The organism is Oceanisphaera sp. IT1-181 (assembly GCF_033807535.1).
In the GTDB taxonomy this organism is placed as follows: domain Bacteria; phylum Pseudomonadota; class Gammaproteobacteria; order Enterobacterales; family Aeromonadaceae; genus Oceanimonas.
Genome location: NZ_CP136856.1, coordinates 572524 through 590641 on the forward strand (window position 1 = coordinate 572524; position 18118 = coordinate 590641).

19 protein-coding genes are annotated in these 18118 nt (G+C 51.4%); 18 read left to right on the plus strand and 1 reads right to left on the minus strand.

Annotation, left to right across the window (positions count from 1 at the left end; translation table 11 throughout):
- The first annotated feature begins 63 nt into the window (after positions 1-63).
- From ribF to ispH, 5 genes are read left to right on the plus strand one after another with little or no spacing between them, the layout of a single operon-like run.
- Positions 64-1011, plus strand: coding sequence for a bifunctional riboflavin kinase/FAD synthetase (gene ribF / locus R0134_RS02585; RefSeq protein WP_319783344.1), 948 nt, complete (start codon positions 64-66; stop codon positions 1009-1011).
- Between the two features lie 5 nt (positions 1012-1016).
- Positions 1017-3836 (plus strand): isoleucine--tRNA ligase, encoded by a 2820-nt coding sequence (gene ileS / locus R0134_RS02590; protein ID WP_319783345.1) that lies wholly within the window; start codon positions 1017-1019, stop codon positions 3834-3836.
- A gap of 35 nt (positions 3837-3871) precedes the next feature.
- Positions 3872-4354, plus strand: a complete 483-nt coding sequence (lspA, locus tag R0134_RS02595; protein WP_319783346.1) for a signal peptidase II — start codon at positions 3872-3874, stop codon at positions 4352-4354.
- Complete coding sequence (gene fkpB / locus R0134_RS02600) at positions 4347-4781, plus strand: FKBP-type peptidyl-prolyl cis-trans isomerase (protein ID WP_319783347.1); 435 nt, start codon at positions 4347-4349, stop codon at positions 4779-4781. Before lspA ends, fkpB begins: the two co-directional genes overlap by 8 nt.
- 30 nt (positions 4782-4811) lie before the next feature.
- Entirely contained in the window at positions 4812-5756 is a 945-nt protein-coding gene (gene ispH, locus R0134_RS02605; protein ID WP_319783348.1) for a 4-hydroxy-3-methylbut-2-enyl diphosphate reductase, read from the plus strand.
- 105 nt (positions 5757-5861) lie between these two features.
- Here the strand turns inward: ispH and R0134_RS02610 are convergent, their stop codons facing one another.
- Entirely contained in the window at positions 5862-6287 is a 426-nt protein-coding gene (locus R0134_RS02610; RefSeq protein ID WP_319783349.1) for a type IV pilin protein, read from the minus strand.
- Between the two features lie 97 nt (positions 6288-6384).
- On the opposite strand from R0134_RS02610, the gene R0134_RS02615 reads away from it, so the two are divergent.
- The 13 genes from R0134_RS02615 to rplI all read left to right on the plus strand — a co-directional run bounded on the left by R0134_RS02615 (position 6385) and on the right by rplI (position 18079).
- Positions 6385-6888 (plus strand): GspH/FimT family pseudopilin, encoded by a 504-nt coding sequence (locus tag R0134_RS02615; RefSeq protein WP_319783350.1) that lies wholly within the window; start codon positions 6385-6387, stop codon positions 6886-6888.
- Positions 6882-7535 (plus strand): type IV pilin, encoded by a 654-nt coding sequence (locus tag R0134_RS02620; RefSeq protein ID WP_319783351.1) that lies wholly within the window; start codon positions 6882-6884, stop codon positions 7533-7535. Before R0134_RS02615 ends, R0134_RS02620 begins: the two co-directional genes overlap by 7 nt.
- Positions 7535-8644, plus strand: a complete 1110-nt coding sequence (locus R0134_RS02625) for a PilX N-terminal domain-containing pilus assembly protein (RefSeq protein WP_319783352.1) — start codon at positions 7535-7537, stop codon at positions 8642-8644. The genes R0134_RS02620 and R0134_RS02625 overlap by 1 nt, the downstream gene beginning before the upstream one ends.
- Positions 8645-8655: 11 nt before the next feature.
- A complete protein-coding gene (locus R0134_RS02630; protein ID WP_319783353.1) occupies positions 8656-9117 on the plus strand; it encodes a type II secretion system protein in 462 nt (153 codons plus the stop codon).
- 123 nt (positions 9118-9240) lie between these two features.
- Positions 9241-10869, plus strand: coding sequence for an NAD+ synthase (locus R0134_RS02635; RefSeq protein WP_319783354.1), 1629 nt, complete (start codon positions 9241-9243; stop codon positions 10867-10869).
- Between the two features lie 111 nt (positions 10870-10980).
- Positions 10981-11319 carry a nitrogen regulatory protein P-II gene (glnB, locus tag R0134_RS02640; RefSeq protein WP_087037032.1) on the plus strand — a complete coding sequence of 113 codons (339 nt, stop codon included), beginning with the start codon at positions 10981-10983 and terminating at the stop codon, positions 11317-11319.
- 137 nt (positions 11320-11456) lie between these two features.
- Positions 11457-11966, plus strand: a complete 510-nt coding sequence (luxS, locus tag R0134_RS02645) for an S-ribosylhomocysteine lyase (protein ID WP_319783355.1) — start codon at positions 11457-11459, stop codon at positions 11964-11966.
- 136 nt (positions 11967-12102) lie between these two features.
- Complete coding sequence (gene rnr, locus R0134_RS02650) at positions 12103-14439, plus strand: ribonuclease R (RefSeq protein ID WP_319783356.1); 2337 nt, start codon at positions 12103-12105, stop codon at positions 14437-14439.
- Positions 14440-14524: 85 nt separating this feature from the next.
- Positions 14525-15259, plus strand: a complete 735-nt coding sequence (rlmB, locus tag R0134_RS02655) for a 23S rRNA (guanosine(2251)-2'-O)-methyltransferase RlmB (RefSeq protein ID WP_319783357.1) — start codon at positions 14525-14527, stop codon at positions 15257-15259.
- Positions 15260-15735: 476 nt separating this feature from the next.
- Positions 15736-16662, plus strand: a complete 927-nt coding sequence (locus R0134_RS02660; protein ID WP_319783358.1) for a DMT family transporter — start codon at positions 15736-15738, stop codon at positions 16660-16662.
- 304 nt (positions 16663-16966) lie between these two features.
- Complete coding sequence (rpsF, locus tag R0134_RS02665) at positions 16967-17335, plus strand: 30S ribosomal protein S6 (protein WP_087037044.1); 369 nt, start codon at positions 16967-16969, stop codon at positions 17333-17335.
- A 28-nt stretch (positions 17336-17363) separates the two neighbouring features.
- Positions 17364-17591, plus strand: coding sequence for a 30S ribosomal protein S18 (gene rpsR / locus R0134_RS02670; RefSeq protein WP_086963916.1), 228 nt, complete (start codon positions 17364-17366; stop codon positions 17589-17591).
- Between the two features lie 38 nt (positions 17592-17629).
- Complete coding sequence (rplI, locus tag R0134_RS02675; RefSeq protein WP_087037046.1) at positions 17630-18079, plus strand: 50S ribosomal protein L9; 450 nt, start codon at positions 17630-17632, stop codon at positions 18077-18079.
- Positions 18080-18118 lie beyond the last annotated feature (39 nt).

The following is an 18118-nucleotide window of genomic DNA, read 5'->3' on the forward strand; positions in this document are numbered from 1 at the left end:
GATCCTAGCGGCGGCCTGAGGTATAATCCGTCGCTTTACAATTTAAGGTCGGCCTTGGAGTCTATGGAGCTTATACGCGGCATTCCCAACATCAAACCCTGGCATAAGGGTTGTGTGCTCACCATAGGTAACTTTGATGGGGTGCATTTAGGGCATCAAGCCGTGCTGCGACGCTTAATTGAGCAAGCGCGCCGCTTACAAGTGCCGGCGTGCGTGATGGTGTTTGAACCTCAACCCAGAGAGTTATTTAGTGGTGGTCAGGCACCGGCACGACTTACCCGCTTGCGTGAGAAATATCAGCAACTGGCACGTCTTGGCATCGACCGTTTATTGTGCGTGCGCTTTAACACTGAGTTTGCCGCCCAAAGCCCGGATCATTTTATTCGCGATTTATTAGTGGATAAACTTGGGGTGCGGTTTTTAGTAGTGGGTGACGATTTTCGCTTTGGCCAATACCGCAACGGCGACTTTGAATTACTCACCCGCGCCGGTGCCGCCTTTAATTTTGACGTGGTCAGCACTCAAAGTTGGCGCAGAAACAGCCAACGCGTGAGCAGCACGCTGATCCGTGAGGCGCTGGGTAATGACAAGCTCGCGGATGCCACCGAGATGCTGGGCCGGCCTTATAGTTTATGTGGGCGCGTGGCACACGGTGCCAAGTTGGGCCGCACCATTGGTTTCCCTACCGCTAACGTGGCATTAAAGCGCCAAGTCAGCCCAGTGTCCGGCGTGTATGCGGTTGAGCTGTGGTTGGAGGGTAAGCCTTATGCGGGTGTGGCCAATATCGGCAATAAGCCGACGGTGAATGGCAGCCAAGCCTTATTAGAAGTCCATCTGTTTGATTTTTCCGGTGATATTTACGGTAAACAGGTGGAAGTAGAGCTGCGCAAAAAATTGCGCAGTGAACAAAAATTCGCTTCCTTTGCGTTGTTAAAGGAGCAAATTCAACGCGATGCCGTTGCAGCCCGCCATTGGTTTGGGTTGACGGCATCAGAACCGAATGGAATGTAGGACTCATGAGCGACTATAAAAACACCCTGAATTTGCCCGAAACAGAATTTCCGATGCGCGGTAACCTGGCCCAACGTGAGCCGGTGATGCTGGCGCGCTGGATTGAGCAGGATCTATACGGCGCCGTGCGTCAGGCTAAAGCCGGCAAAAAGCCGTTTATCCTGCATGACGGCCCTCCGTACGCCAATGGCAGCATTCATATTGGTCACTCGGTAAACAAAATTCTGAAAGACATTATCGTTAAGTCTAAAGGCTTGCAGGGCTTCGACTCACCCTACATTCCCGGTTGGGACTGCCACGGTCTGCCGATTGAGCTCAAAGTAGAAGAAAAAATTGGTAAGCCCGGCGTTAAAGTGACGCCCGCAGAGTTTCGTGAAGCCTGCCGTGCTTATGCTAAAACCCAAATTGCCGCGCAAAAAGCCGATTTTATTCGTTTAGGCGTGCTGGGCGATTGGGAAAATCCGTATCTGACCATGGACTTTGGCACCGAAGCCAACATCATTCGCTCACTGGGCAAGATTATCGATAACGGCCATTTGCACAAAGGCTCAAAGCCGGTGCACTGGTGTACTGATTGCGGCTCTGCATTAGCGGAAGCAGAAGTTGAATACGAAGACCGTCGCTCACCGGCCATCGACGTGCGCTTTAAAGCCGTGGACCAAGACGCTGTGGCGGCACTGTTTGATTGCCCTACCGATCATTTTGGTCAAGGCGCGATTTCAGTGGTCATTTGGACCACCACGCCTTGGACGCTGCCGGCTAACCGCGCCGTGGCTTTGAACTCTGAGCTGAGCTACGCGCTGGTACAAGTAGAAGGCGAACATCCGGAGCGCTTGATCTTGGCCGCCGACTTAGTGACCGATGTCATGGATCGCGCCGGTATCAGCCAGTATCACAACTTAGGCTTCTGCCAAGGCAGTGCGCTTGAGCTGAGCCGTTTTCAGCATCCGTTCTATGACTTCTCTGTGCCTGCTATCTTAGGCGAGCACGTAACCTTAGATGCAGGTACCGGTGTCGTACATACCGCACCAGGACACGGTCAAGAAGACTTCGTGGTGGGCCAGCAGTATGGCCTAGAAATTGCCAACCCCGTGGGTGGCAATGGCGTGTATTTGCCAGACACAGAACTGTTTGCCGGTCAGCATGTATTTAAAGCCAACGATTCAGTGATAGAAGTGCTGAAAGAGCGCGGTGCACTGTTGCATCATCAAGCTTACATGCACTCTTACCCGCATTGCTGGCGCCATAAGACGCCCATTATCTTCCGTGCTACGCCCCAGTGGTTTATCAGCATGGAGCAGGGCGGCTTGCGTGAAAAAGCGCTGGCTGAGATCAAAAAAGTACAGTGGGTACCAGAATGGGGTCAAAACCGCATTCAGGCCATGGTTGAGAACCGCCCGGATTGGTGTATTTCGCGCCAGCGTACTTGGGGCGTGCCGATTGCGCTGTTTGTCCATAAAGACACTCAAGCACTGCACCCCCGTGCCACTGAGCTAATGGAAGAAGTGGCCAAGCGCGTTGAGCTGGCCGGTATTCAAGCTTGGTGGGATCTGGATCCGGCCGAGTTGCTGGGTGAAGAAGCAGAACAGTACGAAAAAGTATTGGATACCCTGGATGTGTGGTTTGACTCAGGTTCCACTCACGCTACCGTGGTTGATCCGCGTCCCGAGTTTGGCGGTCACAGTGCCGACCTGTATCTGGAAGGCTCGGATCAGCATCGCGGCTGGTTTATGTCGTCCCTGATGATCTCCACCGCCATGAAAGGCCATGCGCCTTACAACCAAGTGCTGACCCACGGTTTCACCGTAGACGGCGACGGTCGTAAGATGTCTAAGTCAATTGGCAACGTGGTTAGCCCACAGCAGGTAATGAACAAGCTGGGCGCGGATATCTTGCGCTTATGGGTGGCGGGCACGGATTATTCCGGTGAAATGACGGTGTCTGATGAAATATTAAATCGCAGTGCCGATGCTTATCGTCGTATTCGTAACACGGCGCGCTTCTTGTTAGCCAACTTAAACGGCTTTGATCCGACCACCGATATGGTTGCACCGGATGATATGGTGTTGATTGACCGTTGGGCCGTGGGGCGTGCGCAGGCGATTCAGCAAGAAATCGTCACCGCCTATGACGAATATAACTTCCACTTGGTTACCCAAAAGCTGATGCAGTTCTGCTCGGTAGAAATGGGTTCTTTCTATCTGGATGTGATCAAAGACCGTCAGTACACGGCGAAAGCCGATGGCTTAGCCCGTCGCTCTTGTCAGACAGCGCTGTTCCACATAGTGGAAGCGCTGGTGCGCTGGATGGCACCTATCATGAGCTTTACCGCTGATGAAATCTGGAACTTGTTACCGGGCGAGCGCAGTCAATTTGTGTTTACCGAAGAGTTCTACGAAGGACTATTTGGCTTAAGCGCGGACGAACAGCTCAATGATGGTTACTGGGCGCAATTGCTCACCGTGCGTCAAGCGGTAAACAAGGCCTTAGAAACAGCTCGTAAAGAGAAAGTGATTGGCGGTGCGCTTGAATCCGAAATCACGCTGTTTGTGGATGAGTCATTGGCCACCATCTTGGGTCGTTTGGGCAGTGAGCTGCGCTTTGTGCTGTTAACCTCAAGTGTAACGGTTAAGCCGTTACCGGAAGCCGTTAACGCCCAAGACACCGAGCTGGAAGGCTTGAAGATTACCGTGGCTAAGAGTGAGGCGCAGAAGTGCGGTCGTTGCTGGCACCATGTTGCTGATGTAAGCGCAGAGCATGACCATATGTGTGGTCGCTGTGTGTCTAACGTCTCCGGAGACGGCGAAACTCGCCGGTTTGCTTAATGGCGAACGTGCGAGGCTCACTGCTAGGCGGCTCTATGTTAAATTCTGGTCTGCGCTGGTGGTGGTTGGCCCTAGTGGCCATAGTGCTCGATCAAGTGAGCAAGTGGTTCACCGTGACCTATTTAGAGTTTGGTTATCCAGGGGTGCAAATCACCCCCTTCTTTAACCTTGTTCACGTCTATAACCCAGGTGCGGCTTTTAGCTTCTTGGCGGATCAAGGCGGTTGGCAACGCTGGTTTTTTGCCGGCCTCGCCACCGCTGTTACTGTGTTATTAAGCGTGTGGATGGCTAAAATGCCCAAAGCCGCCCGCTGGCTACCCGCCGCTTATGCATTAGTGATTGGCGGCGCCATCGGTAACGTGATTGACCGACTCTTGCTGGGCCACGTGGTCGACTTTCTCGACTTTTACGTGAACGCTTGGCATTGGCCGGCCTTTAACTTGGCGGACAGCTTTATCTTTATTGGTGCCGCCATGATCATCATCGACAGTCTGAAGAAGGACAAAGTAGATGAATAACCAGATAGGAAACCAGAGTGAAGTGTTATTTCACTTTACGCTTACCTTGGCCGACGGCTCAGTGGCCGACAGCACCAAGTTGCAAGGTAAACCGGCCAAGCTGAAGATGGGCGATGGCAGCTTAACTGCCAACTTCGAAGCCTGCTTGTTGGGCTTAACAGCCGGCGATCAGCACAGCTTTGAGCTGGGCCCTGATGATGCCTTTGGGCCGGTTAACCCCAATAACATTCATTATATGGAACGCCGCCAATTTGCCGCGGAGTTGGACTTAAGTGAAGGCGCTATCGTGGCCTTCACTCAGCCCAATGGTGCCGAAATACCCGGCATTATTCGCGACGTGGCCGGCGATTCGGTGACCGTAGACTTCAACCATCCACTGGCGGGTCAACGCGTTACCTTCGACGTAGAAATACTGACCGTTGCATAAACGGTTTGTTTAGATATTAAGGAGTCTGGCATGGATATTCTACTGGCCAACCCGCGCGGCTTTTGTGCCGGCGTGGATCGCGCCATCAGCATAGTGGAAAGTGCGCTAGAGAAATTTTCCGCACCCATTTATGTGCGCCATGAAGTGGTGCATAACCGCTATGTGGTCAATAAGCTGAAAAATGCGGGCGCCGTGTTTGTGGAAGAGCTAGATCAGGTGCCAGACGATAATATCGTGATTTTTTCGGCTCATGGTGTGTCCAAAGCGGTGCGCGAAGAAGCCAAGCGCCGCGGTTTAAAGGTGTTTGATGCTACTTGCCCCTTGGTGACCAAGGTGCACATGGAAGTGCACAGAGCCAGTAAAAAAGGCATAGAAACCATACTGATTGGCCATGCGGGCCACCCAGAAGTGGAAGGCACCATGGGCCAGTATGAAAGTGTTGAGGGGGGCATCTACTTAGTAGAAAACCCAGCCGATGTAGAAACACTGGCGGTTAAACATCCGGATAACCTGACCTTCGTGACCCAAACTACGCTTAGCGTGGATGAAACCTCGGACGTAATCGATGCGCTGCGCGCGCGCTTCCCCACTATTGAAGGGCCGCGTAAAGATGATATTTGTTATGCCACGCAAAATCGCCAAGATGCGGTACGCGAGTTAGCCGCCAAGGCGGATGTGATGTTAGTGGTGGGGTCTAAAAACTCCTCTAATTCCAACCGTTTGCGCGAGCTGTCAGAAAAGATCGGCACCCGCGCTTATTTAATCGATTGTGTCGAAATGATTGATGCCAGCTGGTTAACCGGTGTGGAGCGAGTGGCGGTGACCGCCGGCGCCTCTGCACCGGAGATCTTAGTGCAAGAGGTGATTAATCATCTGAAAACCTTAGGCGGTAACACGGTTACCGAGCACCCAGGACGCGAAGAAAATATCGTGTTTGAAGTGCCCGCCGAGCTTAAAATTAAAAACGTAAGCTAAACAGTGCTAAGCCAAAAAATAAAAAGCCGAACTTTATAGTTCGGCTTTTTGTTGCTTGTGATCCGGCTTAATGGGGTAATTGAGCTTCCAGCTTGCTAAAAAAAGCTATTCCCAGCACTCGGCGGGTGTTTTTTCATGACTACGGCTTAACGTTAGCGTCTGGCAAGATTGCGTACCTTGGCGGTCTTGCGCTTGGGCTGAATCGGATTTGACGGTGGCGGTTAATTGATAATGGCTGCTGCTGGCTTCGGTGATGCTAAAGCTGTAGTGGGTGTGGTCCGCAAGGTTTGGGGCTAGCACGCTGATATCGGTTGCGTATTGCGCATGGCTGATCCGCCATTCTTCTTGTTGTAGCTGCAAAGCATATAAGGATTTTTGAGCTGCCGCGCGTTGGTTTTTTAATAAGTACGCCGAGAGGCTGGGGTAGGCGAGGGCGCCCAAGATAGCGATTATGGTTGCCACAATCAGCAGTTCTACTAACGAAAACCCTGCCATTTCAGCTGCTCGCGGTACTTGCTCAGTGCGACTCATGTGCTTGCCTTGTTGAAAAGAGGGTCCTGAGCCAAGCTTAGCCTTAACCTTGTAAACAGGGTGTGTATGGTAAAGGCGAGTACTGCAAGGAGGCAGTATGCAAGTGAGTCAGGCAGGACTAACGCTCATCGAGCTCTTACTGAGCTTAATGATCATGGCCATCTTAGGCATGCTGGCTCTGCCCAATTTTCAGAGCTTTGCTCAGCAATATCGTGTGCGTGGCGCCGGCAGCTTGGTGTATACGCATTTGCAGCAAGCGCGCAGTGAAGCCATTAAGCGCAACACCAGTATTACCGTTTGTTTTAGCGGCTCGGGCACTGCCGCTTGGCAATATAAAATGCTAGAGCTGAGTCAAGCGGGGGACTGCGATAGCCAAGTCATTGATGCTATTGAACAGGTGAGTGGTCAGCAGTTTCTTGGCGTGATCCTCACTGCCGCTTATCCAGCTCCCTACCTTATTTTTAAACCCAGAAGAAGCGCCTTGCTATCGGGCAATATCACCTTGGAACAGGGGGATCATCATCTTAAGGTGATCACTTGGAATAACAGCATTATTCGCACCTGCTCTGACAGCCAACTACCCGGTGTGCCGCCATGCTAAAAGCGGAGTCAGGATTTTCATTACTCGAAACCTTAATAGCCATGGCAACCGGCTTGGTGGTATTGGCGACTGTGCTGTCCTTATTTATCAGCTTATTGGGCACGGCCAATACCACCTTGCAGTTGTCTCGACTGAATCAAGAAGTACACAGCATCAGTGACGTGCTGAGCCGAGATATTCAGCGGGCTGGCTTTCATCCTGCCGCCGTGACGGAGACGGCGTTGAATCAGGTGGGCCCAAGTGCTATCGCCAAGCACTTGGTGTTTTCTCCGAGTGAAGACTTATATCCTTCCGCTAATGCGGCCCACTGCATTCGCGTTAAATTTTGGGACGCCGATGCGCCTTCGGGTCAACAAGCAGTGGTGCGGATTTATCATTTTCAGGCCAGCACGGGTGTGCTGCGCGTACATCGCCATGTTGATGTGCAAAGTGTAGAACCGCTCAATATTCTATGTGGTTCAGGCAGCCAGCTTACCTCCAGTAAAGAAATTCGCGTACAGCAGTTATCTTTGCGTTTAACGCCTAACAGCCACGCTCAGGGTGCGCGCAGTATTGAGTTAGTCATGAGTGCCGCTTATGTGAAGCGGCCCGATTTAGCGCAAACCTTACACAGGCGGGTACTGTTAAGAAATCAAGGTGGCGGGTAATGACGCCGCAAGCGGGATTTACCACCTTGGCCATCAGCCTGTTATTGCTGGCGATCTTAAGCTCATTAGCGCTATTTATGGGCCAAACGTTGGTGTCGGAGCGGCGATTGACACTCAATGAAATAGAGTATCGGTTAACCCATGCCGCCGCCGAGCAAGGTTTGGCGGAGGCCATAGCGCAGCTCAAGGTTGAGCCCAACATCCACAGCTTGTCGAGCAGTGTGACTCATGACTTAGGCGAGGTCAGTTATGAGGTTAACATAGCGCCCCATGGCTCTTTAGCCGGAGTACGACAATTAACGGCCACCGCGAGCATGAATAGTGGTGCGCGCAGTCGCGTCAGTCTAGCCTTGGCCGAGCGTACTGTATTGAACCCGCAGCACGCAGGGCCTAAGTCTCCACTCATGTTAGGTGGCGCTAATACCGTCGTTAATGGTCAATTGCAGATAGTGGCGCATCAAGATAATGCCGATATGTTCTCGGTATGGTCTGCCGGAAACTTAACTGTGCATGGCGAGCTGCACACCTGTTCTTTGGCCGATTATGACACTCAGTCTCGACGCTGCTTGGTGAGCTTGAGTCAAGTGGACGCGATAGAGGAGCGTCTTGAGCAGGATATGCGGCTGGCAGATGCGAGCTTTCCTGCTGAGCTATTAGATTATGTGTTTGGTTATGACGCCAGCCAATGGCTACACCTAGCGCGGCTAGCCACAGCTGTGGTGCAAGATTGCAGCCACATTCAGCGGGCAGGGTTTTATATAGTTAGCAATGGGGCGAGCTGTCAGTTAGATCAAGTGGTGAGCTCATACGCCGCTCCCGTGATCTTGCTGGTCAAAGACATGGCGGTAACGACTAATACGCCCACCCAGTTTCATGGCCTGCTGGTGTTATATGGCACAGATAGCACCGCTCGTTCGTTGAGCTTAGCCAATGGCAGTGAGCTTATCGGTGGTCTTATCATGGGGGCGGGCAACGCTGAACTGAATGGTGATTTTGCCCTGCGCTATGATGCGGACTTGCTGTGCACGGTGAGTGCTTGTCAGCCCGCTGCGGGCGTTAGCCCTTTTCGATTATTCAGTGTGATTGCCGGCAGTTGGCATGACGACTAACGGGAGGCTTAATGAGGAGCGCGCGAGGCTTTGGCTTGATTGAGGTAATGGTGGCCTTAGTGCTTATCGCCGTGATGGCGGCGGCTCTTCTACCACTCAGTCAGCGTTATTTAAGCATCAGCCGAGACGGCAGGCAACGTGAAGTGGCACTGCGTTTAGCGGAGTCAAAGCTGGATGAGCTACGACACTTTGCTCAGCAAAATCAGCCGCAGCTAGTCGTGAGTGGCGAAGGTAGTCAATTTATTATGCACACCGAATTTAGCCTCGATTGGGCGGTGCATGCTTTTAACTGGAGCTCGTCGCAGCAAGCGTGGCAGCCGGCGGTTACCGATGCACAATTTAGCGGTAAGCAAGACGCATCAGTGACGGTAGCCTGGCATAATACTCAGGGTGAACCACAGACTTTTACCCTACAAACGGCTTTGGTCGCCTTACCCACTCTTACCGCTGGGCCCTTTGGCAGTCGGCCTTGAGGGATAAATGGTCCTTGGGCGTTGAAATTATGCTGTACATGAAGCGAGCTTGGGCTTTTAAACTGACAAGCAAGGCTAGTTTTATTACTATGCGACTATCGCAGAATATAAGTGGAAGGATTCATGCCGTCACACCTGACTCTGGCACTGGCGCAGTTAAATTTTACTGTGGGTGCCATCGAAGCTAATACCCAAGCCATGCTCGGCGCTATCACAGACGCCCAAGCTCAAGGCGCCGACTTAGTGTTATTTTCTGAATTGGCCATTAGCGGCTATCCGCCAGAAGACTTACTGCTGCGCGACGATTTGTATGAGCGGGTGAACGCTGCCTTGGCGCAACTGGCCGCGGCCAGCAGTAATATTGCGGTCTTGGTGGGGCATCCGTGGCGTCAAGGCGGGCATTGCTATAACGCGGCCTCATTTTATGTGCAGGGTCAGCTACAAGAGCGTTACTTTAAACAATGTTTACCGAATATCGGCCTTTGTGATGAACAGCGCTACTTTAGTGCAGGGGAACAAGCTGGGGTAGTGAGCTTTAAAGGTCATCGCTTTGGTATCTTGCTGGGCGAGGATATTTGGGGCACTAAGCCTGTTGAGCACGCCAGAGCGGCCGGTGCGGAAATATTACTTAGCCTAAATGCGTCGGCTTTTCATGGCCAGCAACCGCAGCTGCGCCATGAAAAATTGGCCAAGCGCAGCCGTGATGCAGCTATGCCTTTGGTGTATGTCAATCAAGTGGGTGGCCAAGACGATCTGGTGTTTGATGGTCACTCGCAAGTATTTGATGCCACCGGCGAGCTAACCCAGCGTTTAGCGGCCTTTGAGCATGAGTTAGCTTTGGTGCGCTTTGAACAAAAATCGCCGCAGCCGGCGGCCATTAGCCCAGAGCAGGAGCCCTTAGCCGAGTTGTATCAGGCGTTGGTATTGGCCACCCGCGATTATGTGCAAAAAAATGGCTTCGCGGGCGCCGTATTAGGTTTATCGGGTGGCATTGACTCGGCCCTCACCTTGGCTATCGCCGTGGATGCGCTAGGCAAAGATCAGGTGCAGGCGGTGATGATGCCGTTTCGTTATACGGCCGCCATCAGCGTGGATGATGCACAAGAGCAAGCTAAGCTGTTAGACATTGAATATGATAGCGTGCCGATTGAGCCTATATTTGAAGCCTTCGTGCAGCAGCTAACACCGCTGTTTTCCGGTGAAGAAAAGGCGGCTGGTGATACCACAGAAGAAAACTTGCAGGCGCGAGCGCGCGGCATGTTATTAATGGCGTTGTCGAATAAAAAGCGCCGTTTGGTGCTATCTACCGGCAATAAGAGTGAGCTGGCCGTGGGTTATTGCACGCTTTATGGCGACATGGTGGGCGGTTTTGCGCCCCTAAGAGACGTGGCTAAAACAGTGGTGTTTGCCTTATCGCGCTATCGTAATACCTTAGGCTATGTGATCCCTCAGCGAGTGATTGACCGCCCGCCGTCCGCCGAATTAGCCCCCGGTCAGCTAGATGAAGACAATCTGCCCCCTTATGAGGTGTTGGATGCCTTGCTCGAAGCCTATGTGGAGCAAGATAAATCCTTAAACGATTTATTAGCGGCGGGCTTTAGCGAAGCGGATGTGCGCCGAGTGATAAAGTTGGTCGATATTAACGAACATAAACGCCGCCAAGGTGCCGTGGGGCCGAGTATCAGCCCGCGTAGTTTTGGCAAAGGCAGACGCTATCCCATTACCTCAGGGTTTGGCCGTATAAATTGGTAAAGAGCAGCGCCCAGCGCCCCGCACCAAGCTGTGTAGGGTTTTGTAGGCGAACGCTTGCTCTCGCATTTCGCCAATGGCGGAACTCTCATTACCTATATTAAGGAATCCACCGTGAAGAAAATTGAAGCCATTATTAAACCCTTCAAATTGGATGATGTGCGTGAAGCCTTGGCCGAGCGCGGCATTACCGGCATGACGGTATCGGAAGTTAAAGGCTTTGGCCGCCAGAAAGGTCACACCGAGTTGTATCGTGGTGCTGAATACATGGTGGATTTTTTGCCTAAAGTGAAAATCGAGCTGGTGGTACAAGATGACTTATTAGAGTCCTGTATCGAAGCTATTGAAGCGACGGCGCGCACTGGTAAAATTGGTGACGGTAAAATCTTCGTGTTTGATGTGGGCCAAGTGATCCGTATTCGCACCGGTGAACAAAATGAAGACGCAGTGTAATTGACGATGTTTAGCGTCAAAATGTGGAAAAGTAACGTATAACTCAAGGCGCACAAGGCGTTATCTGTTGAATTACCTTGGCCATTGCCCTTTTCTTTGTCACAATCTCTGTGACATCTAAATAGAGGAATAACCTAATGCCACTGCTGGACAGTTTTACCGTTGATCATACCCGTATGGAAGCACCGGCGGTGCGAGTAGCCAAAACTATGGCTACGCCGAACAATGACACCATTACCGTGTTTGATTTGCGCTTCTGTCTGCCTAACCAAGAGATACTGTCTGAGAAGGGCATACATACTCTGGAGCATTTGTTTGCCGGCTTTATGCGCGATCACTTAAACAGTGAACAGGTAGAGATCATTGACCTGTCGCCCATGGGCTGTCGTACCGGCTTCTACATGAGTTTGGTGGGTGCTCCCAGTGAGCAAACAGTGGCCGATGCGTGGCAAGCGGCGATGCGTGATGTACTCAAAGTTACTAATCAGTCAGAAATCCCTGAGCTCAATGAATACCAGTGTGGCACTTATGTGATGCACTCACTGGATGAAGCTAAAGCGATTGCTAGCAACATCATTGAGCGTGGCATCGGCGTTAACAGCAACGAAGTGCTGGCATTGCCCGAAGAGATGCTGAAGTCTCTGTAATGCATGGCGACTGCTGTCAGTAACGAAGCGCCCGGTTTAAGCAAGCACTGGCTTAACCGGGCGCTTTGTCACTTGTTATTCTTATCTTTATTTTTAGATATACTTTCCTTATTCCAGTGCTCAAATGGACAACTTTATGTCAGAACAACAAGATCCTTTCCTTAAGCGGGAATCCGAAAAATACGAAAACCCCATTCCCAGCCGCGAATTTATTATCGAGCTGATCAAAGCCAAGCAAAGCCCAATCTCGCGTGACGAGATTTTTGCCGAGTTGGACTTAGAAGGTGAAGAGCAGACCGAAGCCTTGCGTCGTCGACTGCGCGCCATGGAGCGTGACGGCCAATTAGTGTTCACCCGCAATAAATGCTACGCCTTGCCAGAGAAAATGAACCTGATCAAAGGTCGCGTTATCGGCCACCGCGAAGGCTTTGGCTTTTTACGCCCCGAAGAGGGCGGCGACGATTTGTTTTTATCCCAGCGCGAAATGGATGCCTTAATGCATGGCGACCAAGTATTGGTACAGCCGCTGCGTTTTGACTCCAAAGGCCGACGCGAAGCCCGCGTAGTGCGCTTGCTGGAATCACGCGATCTTGAAATAGTTGGCCGTTACTTTATTGAAAACGGTGTTAGCTATGTAGTACCCGACGACAGCCGTGTGGCTCAAGATATTTTGATCCCCCAAGGTGAAACCCAAGGCGCACGCATGGGCCAAGTGGTGGTGGTCACCATCACCCAAAGACCGACTAAGCGCATGACCGGTGTCGGTAAAGTAAAAGAAGTGCTGGGTGAGACCATGGATCCGGGCATGGAAATTGAGATTGCACTGCGCACTCACGGTATTCCACATATCTGGCCAGAAGAAGTCCTCCAAGAAACCTCTTCCCTGTCCGAAGAAGTGCCAGAAGAAGCCAAAGTTGGCCGTAAAGACTTACGCGACTTACCTTTAGTGACCATTGATGGGGAAGATGCCCGCGACTTCGATGACGCCGTGTATTGTGAGCCTAAAGCTTCCGGTGGCTGGCGCTTATGGGTGGCCATTGCCGACGTGTCTTACTATGTGCGCACCGGTACTGCGTTAGATAATGAAGCTTACTTGCGTGGTAACTCTGTGTATTTCCCCGCACAAGTGATCCCCATGTTGCCAGAGGTATTGTCGAACGGCTTATGTTCGCTAAACCCACAAGTAGACCGCTTGTGCATGGTGGCGGAAATGAGCATTTCTGCCAGCGGCAAGTTATCGGACTCTAAATTCTACGAAGCCGTGATGAATTCTCACGCACGTTTGACCTATACCAAGGTTGCCGCCATCGTTGACGGTGATGAAGACCTGCGCGAGCGTTATGCTGCTGTAGTGCCGCATCTTGAAGCGCTGAACACTATGTATCATGCGATGAAGCATGCCCGCCATGAGCGCGGTGCGGTGGAATTTGAAAGCGAAGAAACCAAGTTCGTGTTCAACGCCCAGCGCAAGATTGAAAGCATAGTGCCGGTAATACGTAACGACGCCCATAAGATCATCGAAGAATGTATGATAGCGGCCAACGTGGCGGCGGCGCGCTTTATTGAAAAGCAAGATGCCCATGCGTTGTTCCGAGTGCACGAAAAGCCAGGCGACGACAAGCTGATTAACTTCCGCAGCTTCTTGGCTGAAGTTGGCTTAGAGCTTAAAGGTGGCAATGAGCCAGAGCCGGCAGATTACGCTTTATTGGCTGAGCAAATCAAAGACAGACCCGACGCTCAGCTGATCCAAACCATGCTGTTACGCTCCATGAAACAAGCCGTGTATCAGGCTGACAATAATGGACACTTTGGTTTAGCGCTCGATTCTTATGCGCACTTTACCTCGCCTATTCGTCGTTATCCGGATCTTATCTTGCACCGTGCCATTAAGGCGCAGCTGAGCAAGATGCAGAGCGATAGCGGCAATAAAATCGGCGGCGTACCTTATCAGCACGACGAAGTGGCTCCCATGGGCGAACATTGCTCCGTGACTGAGCGCCGCGCTGATGATGCGACCCGTGATGTGTCCGATTGGCTCAAGTGTGAATACATGCTGGATCATGTAGGCAGCGAGTTTATGGGTACCATCGCCAACGTCACCGGTTTTGGTTTCTTCGTACGCTTAGATGAAATTCACATCGACGGTTTAGTGCATATCTCTAGCCTGCAAAACGATTATTATCAGTTTGATGCAGCGCGCCAAATTTTGATCGGCGAGAACTTCCGTCGCAGTTATCGCTTGGGCGATAAGATCAAGGTTAAGGTGATGGCGGTGAACTTAGACGACAGCAAAATCGACTTTCAAACCGTGGAAGAGCCACTACCAGCCGGTGCTAAAAGCGGCAAAGGTGCGAAAAACTTAAAATCGCGCCAGCGCGCCAAGCCGAACCGCAGCAACAAGCCTAAAGGTGACGGTAAAGCCGCCGAGCCTAAAGGCGATGCTAAGCCTAAAGGCAGCAGAAAGCGCCACTAAGATACTGCACTAAATAGGGGGTAATCAGCCAGCGGCAACGTTGCGCGGGTTGCCCCCGTTTTTAATTAAACGCTGAGTAAAATTTATGAGTAATGAACTAATTTTTGGTTTTCATGCCCTCGATGCACTGTTAGACGTTCATCCAGAAACCATTTTAGAAGTGTGGATGCTAAAAGGCCGTGACGATGAACGCCTCAATGGTCTACAAGCCCGCTTATTAGAAGTGGGTGTGAAAACCCAACTGGCTAACCGCACCGCGCTGGATAACAAAGCCAAAGGCGGCCAGCACCAAGGTGTGGTGGCCAAGGTACAAGCGGCACCAATTCTCAATGAAACCGATCTAGAGCAGTTATTGGCAGGCCAAGACACGCCGTTTCTGCTGGTGTTGGACGGCGTCACCGACCCGCATAACTTAGGCGCTTGTTTACGTACCGCCGATGCGGCGGGCGTACACGGCGTTATCGTGCCGAAAGATAATTCTGCAAGCCTTACGCCAGTAGTGCGCAAAGTAGCCTGTGGCGCCGCCGAAGTGGTGCCCTTGTTCCAAGTGACGAACTTGGCGCGAACCTTGCGCATGTTGCAAGACAAAGGCATCTGGATTGTGGGCACCGCAGGTGAGGCGGATCACAGCGTGTATCAGTCCACCTTCAAGGGTGCACTGGCACTCGTGATGGGGGCCGAAGAGAAAGGCATGCGCCGCTTAACCCGCGAGCATTGCGATGAGCTAGTAAGCATCCCGATGGCCGGCTCTGTATCCAGCTTAAATGTGTCAGTCGCCACCGGCGTGTGCCTGTTTGAAATGGTCCGCCAGCTGGGTTAAGTATTCAGCGCCGAGCACCAAGCTCGACAAAAAATAAGGTGTTTTGTAGGGTCGAATTTATTCGACCAACAATCATCGCTCGGCCTTAAACCTTCCTGATTACCCACAAAGCTCAGCCATGTTTCAATGAATTCAGTACTAATGAATTTAATAGGTTACAGGGAGATACCCGTCTCTTCGGTAAAGAATATGAGGCTCAGTTTGGTATTTTGACCTTGTAGGGGCCAATTTATTCGGCCCGGTTTGGTGTTTTGGTTTAAATCTAAACCTCAGTAACAGCCAGCAGAGCTGGCCTGCCGAATAAATTGGGCAGCTACAAAGAACAAACCGAAACAGGGTGCATTATGGCTGAGGTTCATACGTACTCAGGTAAACCTTTGTAGGGCGCCTTACTTTGGATAAAAAATATTTGTACAAAACTGGTCCAATGAATTGGACCCTACGCTAAAGTAGGTGCCCCCACAGGATTCGGATCGATGTCCGTCTTTAGCTTGGCGCTGCTTTCTCCCTTGACCCCTCACTTACTATCGAGAAATACCATGCAACAGCTTATGGCGCGCATGACGGCCGATCGGCAAATACTGGCCATTTTATTGCTGATCCTCGGCAACTTAACCATCTCTTTTGGCGATGTGGTGGTGAAGCTGCTGGGCCAAACCCAAGTCACGCCTTATCAATATATAGCGCTGCGTTTTTTGATGACTTCCTTATTGTTACTGCCTTTTTGGTTGCGTTTAGCCCCCGAGAAAAAAGGCTGGGGCCAATGGAAAGTGCATCTGATCCGCGGTCATTTATTATTGTTCGGCTCTATTTGCGTGTTTATCAGCTTAATGTATTTACCCTTGGCCACCGCCAATGCGGTGTTTTATGCAGCTCCCTTAATGACACTGCCGCTGGCGGCCTTGCTCAGTAAAGAGAAGGTGCGACCCGCTGCTTATGGGGTGAGTTTGCTGGGGTTTGGCGGCATATTATTAGTGCTTAATCCGGGCCAATGGCACTGGGCAGGCTGGTTGGCCTTGTTTACGGCGTTCTCGATGGCTGCCAGTAATGTGCTAGTGCGCCGTTTACCTCAAGGGCGCTCGGTACTGGCGACCTTATTTTTAACCCAAGCCTTAGCAATACCGGTGGGCTTTGCCTTGGCCATTCCCGGCTGGCAGCCGTTAAACGGTGAGATTTGGTTGCTGCTAATCGGCATCAGCTTAATTGGCATCGTCTATCAGGGGGCTTGTATCTTGGCCTACGCCATGGCCGATGCCAGTAAAATTGCCGCCAGTGAATACTCAGGTCTGCTGTTTGTCACCGTCATGGGCATGCTGATGTTTAACGAATTCCCCGCACTGCACGTCTATCTGGGCGCGGCCGTGGTGATCATTGCTATCGGACTGCAAAGAAAATTGAAATAGCTCATAGCGTTCAGCGCCGAGCGCCCGGCGCCAAGCTAGATAAAAGAGACGCTACTCGTCCTATCTCAGCTTTTTTGAAAGCCATTCCGCTGCGCTGAATTTCGCAGCTGAAGCAGTGGCTACAAAATACAATGCCTGTATTGAGCTGGGCGCTTAATGCGCGGCGCTGTCTTTTTAAGCTTTCCTTTAGCCTCTTTATCCTTTACACTCCGCCTCCTTAAAATCAGTCGTTTTAGCTATAAGTTCCTTGCCTCCGATGGTGTGACTGAGCCCGCGAAGAGGCTATACCCGTAAGGAGCAATCCATGCGTCACTACGAAATCGTATTTATGGTTCACCCTGATCAGAGTGAACAAGTTCCAGGCATGATTGAGCGTTATACCGCTGCAATCACTACTTCAGGCGGTCAAGTTCACCGCATGGAAGACTGGGGCCGTCGCCAGTTAGCTTACCCAATCAACAAGCTGCACAAAGCACACTATGTTCTGATGAACGTAGAAGCTGACCAAGCTGTGATTGATGAGCTGGAAACTAACTTCCGCTTCAACGATGCGGTACTGCGTAACATGGTTATGCGTACTAAGAATGCCGTTACTGAGCCTTCTGAAATGGCAAAAGCCAGAGAAGAACGCCCACGTCGCGACGACGCTCGTGCAGAAGCATCTGCTGAGTAATTCACGTTTAAGCTGAGGAATTAGAATCATGGCAAGTTTTTTCCGTCGTCGTAAGTTCTGTCGTTTCACCGCTGACGGTGTTACTGAGATAGATTACAAAGACATCGCAACTTTGAAGAACTATGTTACCGAGTCCGGTAAAATTGTACCGAGCCGTATCACTGGTACCCGCGCTAAGTTTCAGCGTCAGTTGGCTCGCGCAATCAAACGCGCTCGTTACCTGGCCCTGCTGCCTTACACCGATCTGCACAAGTAAGCAGCGGCCTAACTCTTTTATTTTTTTGAGGAAAGGTAATGCAAGTTATTCTTCTTGATAAAATCGCCAGACTTGGCGGCCTGGGCGACCAGGTAACCGTTAAATCCGGTTATGCTCGTAACTTTTTGCTGCCACAAGGCAAAGCTGTATTAGCCACCAAAGACAACGTAGCGACTTTCGAAACTCGCCGCGCTGAATTGGAAGCGAAATTAGCTGAGCAATTGGCTGCTGCACAAGCCCGTGCCGATCAGTTATCTGGTTTGGAAAACGTGGTAATTGCATCTAAGTCAGGTGACGAAGGCAAATTGTTTGGTTCTATCGGTGCTCGTGATGTGGCTGATGCCATCACGGCTGCTGGTATTGAAGTGAACAAGAGCCAAGTACGTCTGTCTGACGGCGTACTGCGCAACACTGGTGAATTTGAAGTGGGTGTGCAGCTGCACGCCGACGTTAAAGCTACCGTGAAAATTCAGGTAGTTGCTGCCTAAGTTTTGCCGCTCGTTAAAAAAGCCCGCGCTTGTCGCGGG

Excerpts from the sequence above, each read along its gene's own strand:
- ribF (WP_319783344.1), top strand. The coding sequence starts at position 64 with ATGGAGCTTATACGCGGCATTCCCAACATCAAACCCTGGCATAAGGGT.
- ileS (WP_319783345.1), top strand. The coding sequence starts at position 1,017 with ATGAGCGACTATAAAAACACCCTGAATTTGCCCGAAACAGAATTTCCG.
- lspA (WP_319783346.1), top strand. The coding sequence starts at position 3,872 with ATGTTAAATTCTGGTCTGCGCTGGTGGTGGTTGGCCCTAGTGGCCATA.
- fkpB (WP_319783347.1), top strand. The coding sequence starts at position 4,347 with ATGAATAACCAGATAGGAAACCAGAGTGAAGTGTTATTTCACTTTACG.
- ispH (WP_319783348.1), top strand. The coding sequence starts at position 4,812 with ATGGATATTCTACTGGCCAACCCGCGCGGCTTTTGTGCCGGCGTGGAT.
- R0134_RS02610 (WP_319783349.1), bottom strand. The coding sequence starts at position 6,287 with ATGAGTCGCACTGAGCAAGTACCGCGAGCAGCTGAAATGGCAGGGTTT.
- R0134_RS02615 (WP_319783350.1), top strand. The coding sequence starts at position 6,385 with ATGCAAGTGAGTCAGGCAGGACTAACGCTCATCGAGCTCTTACTGAGC.
- R0134_RS02620 (WP_319783351.1), top strand. The coding sequence starts at position 6,882 with ATGCTAAAAGCGGAGTCAGGATTTTCATTACTCGAAACCTTAATAGCC.
- R0134_RS02625 (WP_319783352.1), top strand. The coding sequence starts at position 7,535 with ATGACGCCGCAAGCGGGATTTACCACCTTGGCCATCAGCCTGTTATTG.
- R0134_RS02630 (WP_319783353.1), top strand. The coding sequence starts at position 8,656 with ATGAGGAGCGCGCGAGGCTTTGGCTTGATTGAGGTAATGGTGGCCTTA.
- R0134_RS02635 (WP_319783354.1), top strand. The coding sequence starts at position 9,241 with ATGCCGTCACACCTGACTCTGGCACTGGCGCAGTTAAATTTTACTGTG.
- luxS (WP_319783355.1), top strand. The coding sequence starts at position 11,457 with ATGCCACTGCTGGACAGTTTTACCGTTGATCATACCCGTATGGAAGCA.
- rnr (WP_319783356.1), top strand. The coding sequence starts at position 12,103 with ATGTCAGAACAACAAGATCCTTTCCTTAAGCGGGAATCCGAAAAATAC.
- rlmB (WP_319783357.1), top strand. The coding sequence starts at position 14,525 with ATGAGTAATGAACTAATTTTTGGTTTTCATGCCCTCGATGCACTGTTA.
- R0134_RS02660 (WP_319783358.1), top strand. The coding sequence starts at position 15,736 with ATGTCCGTCTTTAGCTTGGCGCTGCTTTCTCCCTTGACCCCTCACTTA.
- rpsF (WP_087037044.1), top strand. The coding sequence starts at position 16,967 with ATGCGTCACTACGAAATCGTATTTATGGTTCACCCTGATCAGAGTGAA.
- rpsR (WP_086963916.1), top strand. The coding sequence starts at position 17,364 with ATGGCAAGTTTTTTCCGTCGTCGTAAGTTCTGTCGTTTCACCGCTGAC.
- rplI (WP_087037046.1), top strand. The coding sequence starts at position 17,630 with ATGCAAGTTATTCTTCTTGATAAAATCGCCAGACTTGGCGGCCTGGGC.